Origin of the sequence: Pseudomonas sp. GV085 (assembly GCF_003050925.1) — a bacterium.
Classification (GTDB): Bacteria; Pseudomonadota; Gammaproteobacteria; order Pseudomonadales; family Pseudomonadaceae; genus Aquipseudomonas.
The window spans coordinates 150,848-167,131 of sequence record NZ_QAOV01000007.1 but is presented as its reverse complement, the minus strand read 5'-3'; the positions used below and the strand labels follow the sequence as shown (position 1 = coordinate 167,131).

Annotated in this window: 12 protein-coding genes and 2 pseudogenes; 5 read left to right on the top strand and 9 right to left on the bottom strand. The window is 59.0% G+C overall.

The window, feature by feature from the left end; translation table 11 throughout:
- Window positions 1–182: 182 nt before the first annotated feature.
- From C8K63_RS16640 to C8K63_RS16615, 6 genes are all read right to left on the bottom strand, one after another.
- On the bottom strand, window positions 183–1,475 hold the full coding sequence (locus C8K63_RS16640) for an OprD family porin (RefSeq protein ID WP_108217716.1): 1,293 nt from the start codon (window positions 1,473–1,475) through the stop codon (window positions 183–185).
- Between the two features lie 206 nt (window positions 1,476–1,681).
- Window positions 1,682–2,998: an MFS transporter gene (locus tag C8K63_RS16635; protein WP_108217715.1), complete on the bottom strand. Its 1,317-nt coding sequence runs from the start codon at window positions 2,996–2,998 to the stop codon at window positions 1,682–1,684.
- Window positions 2,999–3,267: 269 nt separating this feature from the next.
- Entirely contained in the window at window positions 3,268–3,900 is a 633-nt protein-coding gene (locus C8K63_RS16630) for an N-carbamoylsarcosine amidohydrolase (protein WP_108217714.1), read from the bottom strand.
- Window positions 3,901–3,909: 9 nt separating this feature from the next.
- Window positions 3,910–4,665, bottom strand: a complete 756-nt coding sequence (locus C8K63_RS16625; RefSeq protein ID WP_108217713.1) for an Asp/Glu racemase — start codon at window positions 4,663–4,665, stop codon at window positions 3,910–3,912.
- A gap of 30 nt (window positions 4,666–4,695) precedes the next feature.
- Window positions 4,696–5,514: an alpha/beta fold hydrolase gene (locus tag C8K63_RS16620; protein WP_108217712.1), complete on the bottom strand. Its 819-nt coding sequence runs from the start codon at window positions 5,512–5,514 to the stop codon at window positions 4,696–4,698.
- Entirely contained in the window at window positions 5,511–6,659 is a 1,149-nt protein-coding gene (locus C8K63_RS16615; RefSeq protein ID WP_108217711.1) for an FAD-dependent monooxygenase, read from the bottom strand. The genes C8K63_RS16620 and C8K63_RS16615 overlap by 4 nt, the downstream gene beginning before the upstream one ends.
- Window positions 6,660–7,006: 347 nt before the next feature.
- On the opposite strand from C8K63_RS16615, the gene C8K63_RS16610 reads away from it, so the two are divergent.
- The 4 genes from C8K63_RS16610 to C8K63_RS16595 all read left to right on the top strand — a co-directional run bounded on the left by C8K63_RS16610 (window position 7,007) and on the right by C8K63_RS16595 (window position 12,958).
- On the top strand, window positions 7,007–8,059 hold the full coding sequence (locus C8K63_RS16610) for a 2,5-dihydroxypyridine 5,6-dioxygenase (RefSeq protein ID WP_108217710.1): 1,053 nt from the start codon (window positions 7,007–7,009) through the stop codon (window positions 8,057–8,059).
- A gap of 106 nt (window positions 8,060–8,165) precedes the next feature.
- Window positions 8,166–8,630 (top strand): MarR family winged helix-turn-helix transcriptional regulator, encoded by a 465-nt coding sequence (locus C8K63_RS16605; RefSeq protein WP_108217709.1) that lies wholly within the window; start codon window positions 8,166–8,168, stop codon window positions 8,628–8,630.
- A gap of 255 nt (window positions 8,631–8,885) precedes the next feature.
- On the top strand, window positions 8,886–9,374 hold the full coding sequence (locus C8K63_RS16600; protein ID WP_108217708.1) for a (2Fe-2S)-binding protein: 489 nt from the start codon (window positions 8,886–8,888) through the stop codon (window positions 9,372–9,374).
- Window positions 9,375–9,388: 14 nt separating this feature from the next.
- Window positions 9,389–12,958, top strand: coding sequence for a molybdopterin cofactor-binding domain-containing protein (locus C8K63_RS16595; RefSeq protein ID WP_108217840.1), 3,570 nt, complete (start codon window positions 9,389–9,391; stop codon window positions 12,956–12,958).
- Between the two features lie 8 nt (window positions 12,959–12,966).
- On the opposite strand, the gene C8K63_RS16590 is transcribed toward C8K63_RS16595, so the two are convergent.
- Entirely contained in the window at window positions 12,967–13,617 is a 651-nt protein-coding gene (locus C8K63_RS16590) for a TetR/AcrR family transcriptional regulator (protein ID WP_108217707.1), read from the bottom strand.
- 314 nt (window positions 13,618–13,931) lie between these two features.
- Here C8K63_RS16590 and C8K63_RS16580 point away from each other — a divergent pair, with 314 nt between their 5' ends.
- The gene (locus C8K63_RS16580) at window positions 13,932–15,125 is read left to right on the top strand and encodes an XdhC family protein (protein WP_108217706.1); all 1,194 of its coding nucleotides are present in this window, start codon (window positions 13,932–13,934) and stop codon (window positions 15,123–15,125) included.
- A 193-nt stretch (window positions 15,126–15,318) separates the two neighbouring features.
- Here the strand turns inward: C8K63_RS16580 and C8K63_RS16575 are convergent.
- Together C8K63_RS16575 and C8K63_RS16570 are read right to left on the bottom strand one after the other, a co-directional pair.
- A pseudogene (locus C8K63_RS16575) lies at window positions 15,319–15,561 on the bottom strand (chemotaxis protein); the annotation flags it as partial.
- A gap of 4 nt (window positions 15,562–15,565) precedes the next feature.
- A pseudogene (locus C8K63_RS16570) lies at window positions 15,566–15,916 on the bottom strand (Arm DNA-binding domain-containing protein); the annotation flags it as partial.
- Between the last annotated feature and the right edge of the window lie 368 nt (window positions 15,917–16,284).

The following is a 16,284-nucleotide window of genomic DNA, read 5'->3' as shown; positions in this document are numbered from 1 at the left end:
ACAGCTATCGACAGGATCGGTATTGGCTGGAAAACGTTTTGCAATTCACCACGGGGGTGATCTTCCCGAGGGTGATGATGCTCGCTGAGGCTCTGCTTCGCCATGTCGGCTCCTGGGCACCGTCGCTGATGGTGCCCAGGTTCTTGGCTTACTCTGCCTTAAAGTTCCGGCGGGTACGGCTATCAGAAAAGGCTGATGTTATAGCTGAGGATCAGCCGGTTCTCATCAATATCGCTACGGTAGTTGGAGCGCGCAATAGCGTTGCGGATGCGGATACCCACTCCACGCAGCACTCCACTCTGGACTGCGTAGCCAATATCCAGATCGCGCTCCCAGTCATGACCTTCAAACCCCCGCCCAGTGGTGACGTTGTCTCCAGTCACGTAGCGCAGAGTGGTGGTCAGACCGGGAATTCCGAGGGCGACGAAGTCGTAGTCGTGCCGGACTTGCCAGGAGCGTTCATCCGGTGCGGCGAACTCGTAGGTAGGCAGGGTATTGCCAAGCGGGTTGGTGTTGGCGCCAACCTGGATGAAACCATCGTCACCGCCGATCTGCTGGTAGCCCAAGTAGAAGGTATGGCCGCCGCGCTTCGCCGACAACAGGTTGAACAGTGCATGGTTATCGAGCTTGCCGGCGATGCTCCGGCCGTCGTCGCGGGCATCGAAGTAGCCGACACTTATGCCGAGCGTCCAGTCACCTACTGGCTCGGCGTGCTTGAAGCTGTAGTAACGCTGCTGGTAGATGTCTTCCAGTTGCGCCTGCCAGAGACCGACGCTGGTGCGATTGGAGTTGAAGCTGTAGTCGGCACCCAGATAGTTGAAGCGGTCGCTGGTGAAATTGGCGATACGCGCCGGGTTGATCGGGTCATTTATCAGTGCATACATCTCCTGGGTGTTACTCGAGTCGCGCAGGCTAGTGGAGTGCAGTTGGCCAGCGTTTACGGTCAGTCCGGACAATTCGTTGGAAACCAGCGAAGCGCCCTGGTAGGTCGGCGGCAGTAGGCGCAGATCGCTGTAGACCAGTACCGGCAGGTTGGGCCGCAGCTCACCAACCTTCAGCTCAGTGCTGGAGACCTTGAGTTTCATCGCCGCACCCAGGCGGCCGTACTCATCGGCGGATCTGCCGTCGCCGTGTGTCGGCAGCAGTCCGGTCCTGGCCCGGCTCGGGCTGCTGTCGAGCTTGACACCGTAGAGGCCGAGCACGTCCACGCCGACACCGATACTGCCCTGTGTGTAGCCTGAGCGGGCATCAAGGATAAAACCCTGGGCCCACTCCTCGGCCCTGGATTGCTTGTTGGGGCCGACGATGTCCGAGAAATCGCGGCTGAAGTAGTAGTTGCGCAGTTGCACGTTGGCCGTCGCGCCTTCGATGAAGCCTGTTTCTTCGGCGAGCAGGTGCGGAGCCAGGCCGAGTGTCAGGCAGCCGCCTAGGGCGCCGCTGATTGCATGGGTTTTGCGCAGTGCTGGAGTGTGCATGCTGTTGATACTCCGGAATCAGGGCATAGCGCCTCCCGTCAGACGAAGCCGAGGCTTGTCCGCATGGAGGGCTTGAACATGGGGTTGGCCGGCGGCTCGCGGCCCGGGCTCGATCTGCTCCACGTCGGAGGGATCAGTCGCAAGGGGGCCGTATGAGACCCCCTTGCGACTCACGGCAGGACACGCAGTCGCCTGGCTTACGTGTCTTAGCGATTGACCAGCTTGGCCGGCAGGGCGATCACCAGGAAGCTGCTGAGAATCAGGCAGCCGGCGAAGAACCACAGTGCGCCGGCGCTGCTTCCGGTGACGTCGATGGCCACGCCCATCAGCGAGTTGCTGACCAGCCCGGCAATGTTCGCCACCGAGCAGGCCAGGGCGAAGCCGGTAGCCGCCGCGGTGCCTTTGAGAAAGGTTGCCGGCAGGCTGAAGAACACCGGTACCGCGCCGATGATCGCCGCCGACGCAATAGCGAACAGCGCCACGGTCGCCACCACGTTGTCGACAAAGAAGGGCGCACTGGCCATGGCTGCCGCGCCCACCAGAAAGGGCACGATGATGTGCCAGCGGCGTTCGCGGTGTTTGTCGGAGCTGGCGCCGATCAACAGCATGCCCAGCAACGCGGCGATGCTCGGCAGTGCGGTGAGCACGCCGATGTGAAAGGTATCGACGACGCCTGCGTTGCGGATGAAGGTCGGCATCCAGAACCCCATGGCATAGGCGCTGAGCAGGATCGAGAAGTCGATGCCGCCGAGCATCCACACCTTCAGGTTGAAGAAACCGTCGCGAAAGCTGTGCTTGCTGCCGGAGGAGTCGGCGTCGTCGGCGCGCAGTTCCTGTTCCAACAGGTTTTTCTCGTCATCGTTGAGCCATTTGGCCAGGCGGTAGTTGTTCGGCAAGGCCCAGAAAGTCAGCACACCGAGCAACACGCTGGGTACCGCTTCGAGGAGGAACAACCACTGCCAGCCGCGCAGGCCGCCAGCGTTATCGAAATGCCCCATGATCCAGCCGGACAGCGGGCCGCCGAGCACGCTGGACAACGGCAGGCCGATCATGAACAAGGCGATGATGCGGCCGCGGCGATAGGTTGGGAACCAGGTGGTCAGGTAATACAGCACCCCCGGCAGAAAGCCCGCTTCGGCGGCGCCGAGCAGGAAGCGCAGGAAGTAGAACTGCGTGGTGGAAGTGACGAGCATGGTGCAGGCCGAGAGCAGCCCCCAGGTGATCATGATGCGGGCGATCCAGATCTTCGCCCCGACTTTTTCCAGGACCAGATTGCTCGGAACCTCGAAAATGATATAGCCGACGAAAAACAGACCGGCGCCCAGGCCGAAAGCCGTTTCGCTAAACTGCAGATGCTCGAGCATTTGCAGTTTGGCGAAGCCGACGTTGATCCGGTCCAGATATGAGGCCAGATAGCAGAAACAGAGGAAGGGAATAAGCTTCCAGGTGATCTTGCGGTAAAGCGCCTGGACTGGGTCTGCGACGGTGGTCGCAGTGGGTGTACCTACATTTGCAGAGGGCATGGGTGTCTCCTGGCGGTGACTTTGTGATTGTTGTTTAGCCGCGGATCAATGCTTTGGTAGCACCGGTCGGCGGCTTCCAAAGGCAGTGTCAGAAGACTGGGCAGGGTTTGATGTCGACCCTTGCTCAGTATTTGGCGACCAGTGCTCTACGGCCTGGTTCTACGGCAGATATCCATTTCTGCCGGTTATTCGGTAAAGCCGTGAATCTGTGGAGGTTGCAGGCTTGCCCGGGAGGGCACTGTGTCAGCCCGGGAAAACCAATGGGCCTCTCATTTTCTGAACTGCGTCATGGCCTCCTGTTTACTCACCACATCGCCATACTTGCTATCAATGTCGAACAGGTTGGCTTCGTGTGGTGCGGGGTGTCGATCGCCGACGCATTCGCGAACAACGATGGTCCGGAATCCATGCTGCACGGCATCTACCGCCGTCGCGCGAATACAGCCACTGGTTGAGCAGCCCGCCAGTACCACGGTGTCGATACCTTTGGCGCGCAGCATCGACGCCAGGCTGGTGCCAAAAAACGAGCTGGCGTATTGCTTGCTGATGACCACTTCGTCCGGGTTGGGCAGCACCGGCTCGCAGAAGGCTGCCAGTGGGTTGCCCTCGATCATGTCTTTCATCACGGGGGCTTTTTTGACCCATATACCGCCGTCGGCAAAATGCCCTGGGTGGTAGCGAATGTTTGTATGCACTACCAGGACTTCATGTTGGCGGGCGCAGGCCAATAGTTCGACGCTCTCGGCTACAGCGCTGACCACGCCTGGCGCGTACAGCGGTGCGCCTTCTTGTGTATAGCCCTGCATGAAATCGATCATCAACAGCGCAGGCATATTGCCAAAGCCGATGCGCTGGCCCCACACGCCCTGATAGTTGGCATCGGCACTTTGTTCTTGGCTCATGACACTCTCCTATTTATAGGCGCCAGACAGCAGCGCGCCCGCACCCGGAACGATGGGCTCCAGGTCCAGTGCCTTGAGCATGGCGTAGGTGGTGGCGATGGCGGCGGTGAGTACCGGTTTGCCGGTTTCGGCCTCGACTTGTGAGACCACTCCCAGCGATTGCATCTGCACGCAGGCCGACAGGACGATCACATCCACGCCTTCAAGGTTCATGTCGCGCACAATGGCGGGCAAGTTGTCCGGGTTGTGGCGAGCGACTTCCAGGTTGTCGGGGATTTCCAGGGCGCGCCAATCCACCACCTCAAAGCCTTCCTCGCGGATGTAGTTGACCACCAGTTCGGTCAGCGGCTTCATGTACGGCGCGACAATGGCAATGCGTTTGGCGCCCATTACTTTCAAGCCATCGATCAAGGCGCCGGCGCTGGTGATGACCGGTGCGTTACCGTCGTTGTCGGCGGTGGCCTGGCGCAGGCGTTTCTCGGACTGGCGATGGTAGCCCAGGCCCATGGCCATGATTGCGACCAGGCAGGCATAACCCAGTACATCGACCTTGGCGTCCGACAGCTCAATGGCACAGCGGTCGGACTCGCCGTCCATGGCCGCCAGTTCCTCCTTGCGCACCTGCTTCATGCGCATGCGGCTGGAGTGAAAGGTGAAGCGTTCGGGGCGGATCAATTGGCGTGCTGCCAGCATCGCCGGGATCTCGGTTTCCATGGTGGTGTTGGAGCTCGGCACAATCTGGCCGATACGATAAGGCTTGATCACAAGCTGTCTCCTTTGCAACGTGCGTTGAATTCAGGTCAGGGGCTGGCCGAGAAAATTGCCAAACGCCGCGAAAAATCCTTCGAGGTCATCCCACGGAATCATGTGCCCGGCGTTTTCAACGTGAGCAATCTGGATCGCGGGTTGCAGGTCGCGAATTTCCGCTTCGTCCCCGGCCTGGATTACGCCGCCGCGACCGGCAACGATCAGCAGGGCGGGGACAGGCAGGTGCGGCAGATCTTGATGAAAGTCCACGTCATGAAAATCGTTGAAGGCGCGGACAATGGCAGGTGTGTAGCAGGTGTGCAGCCACTCGGCGCGTACTTGCAGCTGCTCCTCGGTCCAGGTCGGGCAGAAGGCGCGCATGGCGTCGGCGTCCATCCCGCTCAGTGATTGGCGGATAGAGTCCACGTACCACGACAGCTTGCTCGGGTACTCGCGCCGGCCGGGGCCGGAGACGGGAGGATCGATCAGTACCAGGCTTTGCAGACCTTCTGGATTGCGTACGGCGCTGCGCACCGCAAAACGCGCGCCCATGGAGTGTCCCACCAAGTGATAGGCATTGATGCCCATGGCCTTGGCGAATGCGCCGATGTCATCGGCGCAGGCGTCGGTGCCGTAATCCAGTTCCGGTCCGGTGGAGGACAGGCCGCGGCCACGAGCGTCCAGTACGTAGGTATCGAAATGCTGACCCAGGCGCTCGGCGACAAACCCCCAGGTGACTGCCGGGCTGGTGATGCCAGGAATCAGCAACACTATCGGTTTGCCGGTGCTGCCCTGGCCGCCATAACGCAGGTAGTGCTGGCGGATACCATTGGCTTGAACGTTGCCGCCCTGAATGAAGGTGCTCATGCGGCCACTTCCGATTTCAGTGGGTGGCCGTAGAGGTCATAACCGTAGACCCAGGCCGGATCTTCCTGTGTGCGCAGCCAGGTGTTGGCATTGGATACCGCCTGTACTCGCGAGGCGCGGTCCTTGCGGTTGGCTTCGTATAGCTTGAACGCGGTGCGGTAATCGGTGAGCCCGGTTTCCTGCAGGCAGCGGGTCAGCATGGCGGCATCTTCGATGGCCATGCCCGCGCCTTGCGCCATGTGCGGTTTCATCGGGTGGCAGGCATCACCCAGCAACACCATCCGTCCACGGCTCCAGAGCGGCAGCGGGTTGCGATTGAGCAGCGGCCATTTGGTCACGCTTTCACTGGATTCGATCAACGCTTGAACGGTGGGGTGATAGCCCTGGAATGCGTCGTACATTTCGTCGCGGCTGCTATCGACAAAGCTGCCCTGGAAGTCCCAGGCCGGGTGCGGTACGCCGGTGACGTAGTAGTACTCATCGCGCTTGCTGGTGGTGTGGTAGACCATCATGTGACGATCTTCGCTCCACCACTTCACGCAGTTTTCAAAGTCCATGTTGTACTTGGCCAGCACCTCGCCGCGAATCAAGGCGCGGTGGGCAACCCAGCCGCTGTACAGCGGTCTTTCCGCTCCGAGCAACTCTTCGCGAATTCTGGAGTTGATGCCATCGGCGCCGATGACGATGTCGACCTCGGTGGTGGTGCCGTCGCTGAAGTGCAGGCGCACCAGATCATCGGTTTCCTCGATTCCGGTCAGGCGCTTGTTGAAGTGCACGGTGCCTGGCGCAATGGTCGACATTTGCAGTGCATGCAGGTCCCCGCGGTGCACGGTGATGTAAGCCGCGCCGTATTCCTTGCGAGCGAATTCACCCAAGGGGATGCGGGACAGATAGTCACCGCTGGCGCCGTCGCGGCTGAACCAGAAATCAGGGTGCGAGCCCATGTCGCTCAACTTCTGCTCAATGCCCATGCGGCGGAAGATTTTCATGATGTTGGGGCCCATGTGGATGCCCGCACCAATACGGGAAAACTCTGGCGCCTGTTCATAAACATCGACTTCGAACCCGGCTTTCTGTAACAGCGTTGCAGCAGCAGCGCCACCTAGACCGGCGCCGACGATTGCGATTTTTTGTTTGTTTCGCATGGGGGGCTTTTCCTTCATTTTGAATATGTGGCTGGTGAGATCGGGTTGTCGTCTCGCCGCGATTTGAAGTGTATACGCTATTGTTTTTGAATTGGAAGATCCCGCTTGAAAAATAAAAAATCAGCGATAAATGGCGCGCGTAACGCTAAGTAACCATTATTTAGTGGGGTTGTGTTGCTTTGTAACGTTTCGGCCTTTCTCTTCAGGCGTCCGTCAATTTAATGTTTTATCGTTAATAAATAGCGTATACACTTCAAATTCGTGCAGGTGCCAAGCTCGCCGCCTTGCTTTGGTGCGCAGGGTGCGAGGCGTCGAACGAACTCAACAGGTTAAGAGGAAGACAAGACATGCCGGTAAGCGATTGCGAACTGACCCAGATGTTTGAACACGTGTTGAAACTGTCGAAAGTGGACTCGACTCAAAGCGTCGCGGTACTGAAAAGCCACTACTCCGACTCGCGTACCGTGCGGGCGGCCATGGACGCGGCGCAGCGTCTTGGGGCCAAGGTCTATGCGGTCGAGTTGCCGTCATTCAATCACCCTATGGCCATGGGCAATGACATGACCGCTTACTGCGGCGACACCGCGCTGACCGGCAATATCGCCGCGCAACGGGCGCTGGAAGCGGCGGACCTTGTGGTCGACACCATGATGTTGCTGCACTCGCCGGAGCAGGAGCAGATCCTCAAGACCGGGACGCGCATACTGCTGGCGGTCGAACCACCGGAAGTGCTGGCGCGGATGCTGCCTACGCTGGCGGACAAAGAGCGGGTGATGGCGGCCGAGAAGCTGCTGAAGCAGGCGCGCTCGATCCACGTGAAGTCCAGGGCCGGCAGTGATTTCAAGGCGTTGCTCGGGCAATACCCTGCGGTCACCGAGTACGGTTTTGCCGATGAGCCGGGGCGTTGGGATCACTGGCCCAGCGGTTTTCTATTCTCCTGGCCAAACGAGGAAACCGCCGAGGGCGTACTGGTGATCGACGTCGGCGATATCCTGTTGCCGTTCAAGAATTACTCGCGAGAGAAGATCACCCTGGAAGTCGAAAAGGGATTCATTACCTCGATCCATGGTGGCTTCGAGGCCGAATACCTACGCGATTACATGAAGTACTTCAACGACCCCGAGGTGTACGGCATCTCCCATATCGGCTGGGGTTTGCAGCCGCGTGCGCAGTGGACCGCCATGGGCTTGCATGACAAAAACGACGGCATGTGCATGGATGCCCGGGCGTTCTACGGTAACTTCCTGTTCTCCACCGGGCCCAATACTGAGGTTGGCGGTACCCGAAAAACCCCGTGTCACCTGGACATCCCGCTACGCCATTGCGATATCTACCTCGATGATCAGGCGGTGGTCCTGGGTGGTGATGTGGTAGCGCCGCAGGCCTCTATCGCGCGGTGATATAAAAGAGGGGGGCACGGGACAGTGACCCACCACGATTGAGTTACCTTGATCCCCCTCGCAGGTTAATGTAAACGCCACTTACTTTTTTTTGATAGAGCCCGCCGTGCCGGATACGACAGACAACACCCCACAAACAACCGCTCCCTATGCCTTTTCCGAGCAGGTCGGTCATTTGCTGCGCAAGGCTTACCAGCGCAATATGGCGATCTTCCAGCAGAACGTCGACGATTCGCAGCTGACCGCCGTGCAGTTCATCACGCTGTGCGCCGTGCGTGATGGCGGGCCGAGCTCATTGACCGAGCTGGTCAAGGCCACTGCGGTGGATCAGGCAACCATTCGAGGCATCGTCGAGCGGCTCAAGGCGCGCGACCTGATCACCCTGGAGCCAGACCCTCAAGATCGGCGCAAAGTCATCGTTGGCCTGTCCGACAGTGGCCATCAATTAGTGCGTGACACCGTGCCTCATGCTGCCCGCGTCAGCGAACTGACCATGGGTAACCTCAACCCGGCCGAGCGCGTCGCGATCCTGTATCTGCTGCGCAAAATGATCGATGACGTCGACGATTAACCAGTGACAAGCCGCCCCTGGCATTCTTCTTGCCTCTGATTCATGAAGTAGGCACTTCATTAAAAAATGTAGTCAGGGGTAACGTGAAGAGTCGGGTAACCATCCCCCTCTTCAAACTCCAGCACCCGCAATGGCACTGCGCTCGACCTGCGCAGTATGCACTCGCGGCCCCGGTCACGCCTTTTTCATGTAGTGGTTACTTCATAAAAAAGCCGCACCTCAAGAGAGCGGGCGGTAACACCCAGGGAGTGCGACATGAGTGAGCAAGCACTAGTGCCGGAAAAGACCGTGACGCTGCGAGTCAATGGCCAGACCACTACGGTCTCTGCCATGGCCGACACGCCGCTGTTACTGGTACTGCGTAACGATTTACAGCTCAACGGCCCGAAATACGGTTGTGGCCTGGGCGAGTGCGGTGCCTGCACGGTGATCATCGATGGTGTTGCGGCGCGGGCGTGTGTGTTCCCGTTGTCCGGCGCCGAAGGCCGGGAAATCACCACCCTCGAAGGCATCGGCACCCGTGAGCACCCGCACCCGGTGCAGCAGGCTTTCATTGAGGAGCAGGCGGCGCAGTGTGGCTACTGCATGAACGGCATGATCATGACGGCCAAGGCCTTGCTCGACCGCAATCCGCACCCCAGCGAGGCGCAGATTCGCAACGAACTGTCGGCCAATCTCTGCCGCTGTGGCACCCATATCGAAATTCTTCGTGCGGTACTGCGTGCCGCCCGTCAAAAGTCTTGAACGGATTGATGACCATGACCCATGCAACGCTCACCCGTGCTCAGCTGTTGACCAAGTCCGGCGTCTTGTTGATCGTCGATCAGATCCAGCCACCGTCCGGTCCTGTGGCCAAAGGTGGCGTACCCGTGATCAAACCCCAGGAGCTGGCGTTGTTCATTGCGGTCAACGACGACGGCAAGGTCTATGGGTTCAACGGCCACGTGGATCTGGGCACCGGGATCCGTACTTCGCTGGCACAAATCGTCGCCGAAGAGCTGGACCTGGCGCTGGATCAAGTCTGTATGGTCCTTGGCGATACCGATAGCGCGCCGAACCAGGGCGCAACCATCGCCAGTGCGACCATCCAGATTTCGGCCATCCCCTTGCGTAACGCGGCGGCTGAAGCCCGGCGATTTTTGCTGGCACGGGCGGCCCGGCGTTTTGCCGTTGCGGCTGACACCTTACGGATAAACAGCGGGGTAGTTAGCAGCGAAGACGGTCGCCAGCTCACGTTTGCCGAACTGGTGGAGGGCGAGCGTGACCAGTTGACGATTTCCGGCGATGCGCCGCTCAAGCGTCTGGAAGATTATCGGCTGGTGGGCAAGGGCGCAGCGCGGGTGGACATTCCCGGTAAAGCCACCGGCGAGCTGACCTACGTGCATGACATGCGGCTGCCGGACATGCTGCATGGCCGGGTGATTCGCCCGCCTTATGCCGGGCTCGACAGCGGCGATTTTGTCGGCAACAGCCTGCTGGAGGTGGACGAGTCCTCCATCGCGCACATTCCCGGCATCGTCCAGGTGGTGGTGATTCGCGATTTTGTCGGCGTGGTCGCCCTGCGTGAAGAGCAGGCCGCGAAAGCCGCCCAGGCACTGAAAGTCACCTGGAAAGCCTGGAACCACAAACTGCCGAACATGGATGACATCGCGCAGGCCATTCGCGACAACCCCCGGGTGCAGCGCGTCGTGCTGGACAAGGGCAATGTTGATCAAGCGCTGGAGCAGGCCAGCGAGCGCATGGCCCGCACCTACCTGTGGCCGTATCAGCTTCACGCCTCCATCGGCCCTTCCTGTGGGCTGGCGGACTATCAAGAGGATGGCATTCGCGTCTGGTCGGGCACACAAAATCCGCACTTGCTGCGCGCTGACCTGGCATGGTTGTTAGAGTACCCGGAAGAGCGGATCGAGATCATCCGCATGGAAGCGGCAGGTTGTTACGGGCGTAATTGCGCCGACGACGTCTGCGCCGATGCGGTGTTACTGTCCCGCGCCGTCGGCGTGCCGGTACGGGTGCAACTGACCCGCGAGCAAGAGCACGTATGGGAGCCCAAGGGCACGGCGCAACTGATGGAGGTCGATGGAGGCATCAATGTCGATGGCGGGGTGGCCGGTTACGATTTCCAGACCAGCTACCCGTCCAACGGTGCGCCGACCCTGGCACTGCTGCTGACAGGGCGTGTCGAACCGGTAGCGGCGATGTTCGAAATGGGCGACCGCACTTCGATCCCTCCGTATGATTTTGAACACATGCGCGTGAGCGTAAATGACATGGCACCCATTGTCCGGGCTTCGTGGATGCGGGGCGTGTCGGCGCTGCCCAATACTTTCGCCCATGAGTCGTATATCGATGAATTGGCCTTTGCCGCGGGCGTCGACCCTGTCGAATACCGCTTGCGTTATCTGAATGATGAGCGCGCCTCGGATCTGGTCAAGGCCACGGCTGCCCGCGCCGAATGGACGCCGCGTACGCAGCCGATGCAAATCCCGGAACAAGACAACATCCTTCGTGGCCGGGGTTTTGCCTATGCCCGTTACATTCACAGCAAATTTCCAGGCTTCGGCGCGGCGTGGGCGGCGTGGGTCGCGGACGTGGCGGTGGACAAGCGCAGCGGCGAAGTGTCAGTCACTCGCGTAGTGATCGGTCATGACGCAGGGATGATGATCAATCCGGCCGGTGTTCAGCATCAGATTCACGGCAATGTGATTCAGTCCACCAGTCGCGTGCTCAAGGAGCGCGTGACCTTTGAAGAGTCCGCCGTTGCCAGCAAGGAATGGGGCAGTTACCCGATCCTGACATTCCCCCAGGTGCCGCAAATCGATGTGCTGATGATGCCGCGCCAGAACGAAGCACCCATGGGGGCGGGTGAGTCGGCGGCAGTGCCGAGCGCGGCAGCGATAGCCAATGCGATCTACGACGCCACCGGGATTCGCTTTCGTGAACTACCGATCACCGCTGAGCGTGTGCTGGCCGCGCTCAAAGGCTCGGCGGACGAAGCGAATGCCAATCCCCCTGATTCGCCAAAGGCCAAGCGCTCGAAATGGTTGTTTGGCTCATTGTTCGCAGCGTTCGGCGCGATACTTGGCGTGGCTGCCACGGCTTTGCCCTGGCGTGCGGAAATCGCACCGATCACGCCACCCAGCGCGGGCACCTGGTCTGCGGCGACGCTGGAGCGAGGGCGTTTGCTGGCGGCAGTCGGCGATTGTGCGGTGTGCCACACAGCGCCAGGCGGCGCGACCAATGCGGGCGGGTTGGCAATGCAGACGCCTTTCGGAACGCTGTACAGCAGCAACATCACACCTGACCCGAAAACCGGGATTGGCAGTTGGTCCTATTCCGCGTTCGAACGGGCCATGCGCGATGGCATCAGTCGCGATGGCAAGAATCTGTATCCGGCATTTCCTTACACTGCCTTCAGGAATATCAACGACGCCGATATGCAGGCGCTGTACGCGTACTTGATGTCACAGGCCCCGGTGAGCCAGCCAGCCAAGGTCAACGACATGCAGTTCCCATTCAATATGCGGCCGCTGATGGCGGGTTGGAACGCGTTGTTCCTGCGCAAGGGTGAAATCCAGGTGCAGTCGCAACGCAGCGAGCAGTGGAATCGCGGCGCCTACCTGGTCAATGGGTTGGGTCACTGCGCGGCCTGTCATTCACCGCGCAACCTGATGGGCGCGGAGAAGGGCGGTAAGAATTTCCTGGCGGGCGGCATGGTCGATGGCTGGGAAGCCCCTGCGCTCAATGGCTTATCCAAATCGCCTACGCCGTGGACTGAAGATCAATTGTTCACCTACCTGAGCAGTGGTTATTCCGATGCCCACGGTGTCGCGGCGGGCCCCATGGGGCCAGTGGTTAACGAATTGGCGAAGCTGCCCAAAGCAGACATACGGGCGATGGCGGTGTACCTCGCGTCGCTCGATGGCACGGCGCAAGCACAGACTCGCTCAAGCACACAAACCGTAGCGCAACCCAGTGTCACCGCAGTGTCGTTGAGCAATGGTCGGCGGGTGTTTGAAGGTTCCTGCCAAGGCTGTCACGCCGATGGTCTTGGGCCGAAACTGTTTGGTGTCAGTCCCTCGTTGGCGACTAATACCAACCTTCACAGTACGCTGCCAGACAACCTGCTGAAGGTCATTTTGCAAGGCATCTCCAACCCGGCAACGCCGGACCTTGGTTATATGCCAGGCTTCAAGGACAGCCTGTCCAACAGGCAGATCGCCGAACTGACGGCATACCTGCGCAATCGCTTCGCCTCAGCGGAACCTGCGTGGCAAGGGCTGGAGCAGAAGGTCGCGCACTTGCGGGCCAATCCCGGAACTCATTGATCAGAGAGTCACTGAGACGCAGGCAGTGTCAGCACGCCGCGCACCACCAGATCGCTGATGAACGCCAGCCAGTCCTGCTGCTGGACTTGATCCGCCAGGTCTTGACCCAAAAATGAGGTGAGGGTGTGCCGGTTGGAGTTATAGAAGTAGCAGAGTGAGGCGATCATCAAGTAGACGTGATTGATGTCGATGTCCTGGCGAAACACCCCCTGCCGCTGACCCGCTTCGATGATCGGTGTGATCACGCCCAGCGTGGTGCCGGACAAGCGACGAAGCTCACTGGACTGCCTGGCGTGCGTGCCCTCGTGCAGGTTTTCGATATTGAGGATAGCGACGAATTCCGGATGCTTAACGTAGTAATGCCAGACGAATGCTACCCGATCACGCAGGGCCTGCACGGGGTTCGAAAGGTCCGGGCGTAGCATGCTTTCGGCTTGGTTGAATGCTTCATAAGTGTGCTCAAGCACCCGTACAAAGAGGTTTTCCTTGCTGCCGAAATAGTAATAGATCATCCGGTCATTGGACTCGGCTTCACTGGAAATCTGTTCGATCCGCCCGCCCGCATAACCATCACGGGTGAAGACCTTGACCGCGGCCTTGAGAATACGAGCCTTGGTCTGGTCGGCCTGCTGGGCTCTGATACCTGTTTTTTTGTTCACGCTGTTGCCCTTGACGATTATGCGTAGCGATATTTATGGCTGGGAAATGACCTGACATTCCGTGGTAGTGCGCCACCGATCTCTGAACTGGGCACTCCGGCCAAAGGGGTTCTTTGGGCGCCCCGGGGTTTCTCGTACACCGTATGCATCAGATCGATGTCGCATTGTTCTTCGACGAATGCAAGGGAATGAATAGTACTCCCGTTCACTGCGTTCGTCGGGTTGTTGGCAACGCTGTTTTCCCCGCAAACGAGGGGCCGATCACTTGAAGACGATGCGCAGAAATCAACTGAATTTGACCCGGGAGAGTGGCCATGTCTGATTTGTACGCCTTGCTCGATGCATTGGGTCAAGCCAACAGCACAAAGATCGATGCTGTACTCGCCACGGTCGTCAAGGTCGAGGGCTCGGCCTATCGGCGTCCGGGTGCGAGGATGCTGATTCCGCTTTTTGGCCAGACAGTCGGAACTATAAGCGGTGGTTGTCTGGAACAGGAATTGGCCAGGAAGGCCTGGTGGTTAACCGAGTCCGGCGGGGCAGTGGTTCGTCGTTACAGTACTGCAGCCCAGGAAGATGGGGGCGCCGATGATGAAGACGCGGCGTTGACGTTTGGACTGGGCTGCAACGGTACCGTGCATGTACTCCTGGAACGCCATGATGCCGGCAAGCCGAGTCTGTTGCTCGATGTGCTGCAACGGGTGAAGGCCACCGGCCAACCGGCAGCACTGGCAACGGTCATTTCGGCGGGTCGGACAGCCCGTGTGCGAGTCGGTGCTCGAATGGGACTGAACGCCTTTATGAACGAGTGTGAGGGCATCCACTGCCAAGCGCTTCAACACACCCTGCAGGGTGATTTGCGCAGTACCCTTGCGCGCAAGAAATCTCAGTTGATGATTTACGGAAGCGAAGCCGATGAAGTCGAGGTCTTTCTTGAATACATCGCGCCACAGCGCCGACTGATGATCTTTGGCGCGGGTCATGACGCCCAGCCTTTGGTGCGGTTCGCCAGGGTTTTGAACTGGCATGTAACGGTGGTGGACGGGCGTGCGCACTTTGCTCGCCCGGAACGATTCCCTGGAGCAAGCCAGGTCATTGTTGCGCCTATCGACGAGCCTTTTGACTTATCCAGTGCTGTCGACGGTGCCGCAGTGGTGATCATGACCCACAGCTTCCGACAGGATCGGCATTGGTTGGAAAACGTTTTGCAATGTTCACCTGCCTATGTCGGGCAGTTGGGTCCTCGAGAGCGAACAGAACGACTGCTTGATGAGATGGGCGCATCGGCCCGTTTGCGAGAAGTTGTGCCCGGGTTTCATTATCCGATTGGGTTGGATTTGGGGGGCGATACCCCGGCGAGCGTGGCCCTGGCCATTGTTGGCGAGATCACGGCCTACTTCAATGAGCGCAGTGGCGGCATGTTGAAATACCGCAAGACCACCATTCACCAAGCTTGTGAGCCAACCCACTCTCCAGCGGTGGGTAGCCTGCAGGCGAAAATGGAAGCGTAGCGGCTACAGGGACTTGTGCAGTTTTGCGGTTCAGGCTTTCTAAACTGGCAGATCACCTGCTGTGTCCTCTGTACGAGCGGTTGATACGATCCTGATATCGATGGGTTTTGAATTCGAGTTTTTATCCTCGATGGCGCGAGCCTGGATTGCGCCGCAGCGGTTGTTGCGCGCCGGTTCTTCTGGCGCATGAGGCTTAGATGCGGAAACTGCCAACCAATTGCTTCAGGCGCGCGACCTGCTGCTCAAGGTCTGAGCAGGCCCACAAGGTCGATTGAAAAATTTCCATGCCTTGCAGATTCAGTGTGTTGATCTCGCTGATGTCCATGTTGATCGAGTCAACCACGGCGGTTTGCTCCTCGGTGGCGGTGGCCATCGACTGGTTCATGCCGTCGATTTCGCCGATGCGTAGGGTCACGCTGCTCAGGCGCTCGCCGGCAATGGACGGTCAGCGTTTGTACCTTCGTCGTTTTTAGTTGTTCAGCCTCTACGTTAGCCGCGGCATACGCCTGTGCCTTGGCGGTTTTCTTGTGTTCGTTGGGATTGATCTGCTCATCGATGAGGGCTCGAGCCTGGTTGCGGGCCTTGCGGATGTCCGTCAGGGATTTGCGCGGCCAGGTTCCGCAGGCGTACTCTTTGTTCTGCTCGCTCCACCGATACCGATAGAAAAAACTGACCGACACGCCGTCCTTACGCACCGAAATTCGACCGGCCAGATTGCCATCCTCCCTGAGGATTCGGCCGGCATCTTCAGCGGTCAGCGACTCGAGTTCTTTGATGGTAATTTTGGCCATGAAATGGACTCCCCCCTACTTTTCCCCCCACAAAAACGCCGGCTCTTGATGGACGTTACTGGACTCTCGCAGAGCAGAACACCGCTGGAACTCAAGTAAATACTCGCTTTGAAAAATCCAGAGTAAAATTTTGGAAGCTTTCAAGAAGTACGAAAAAGGAGATGGGGTGCTAGGGGTCGAGTGTTCGAATCACTCCGTCCCGACCATATTTATCAATGAGTTAGCCCAATCTGAAAAGGTTGGGCTTTTTCATATCTGCGATTTAGGCTTTCTGGTAGTTAAATGGTAGTGAATTGAGACTTGCTGGCGCCTTGCGCTGCTATGTCGGGTTGGCAGTTACTGGATAGTAATCAGTGCGAATGCAAGCG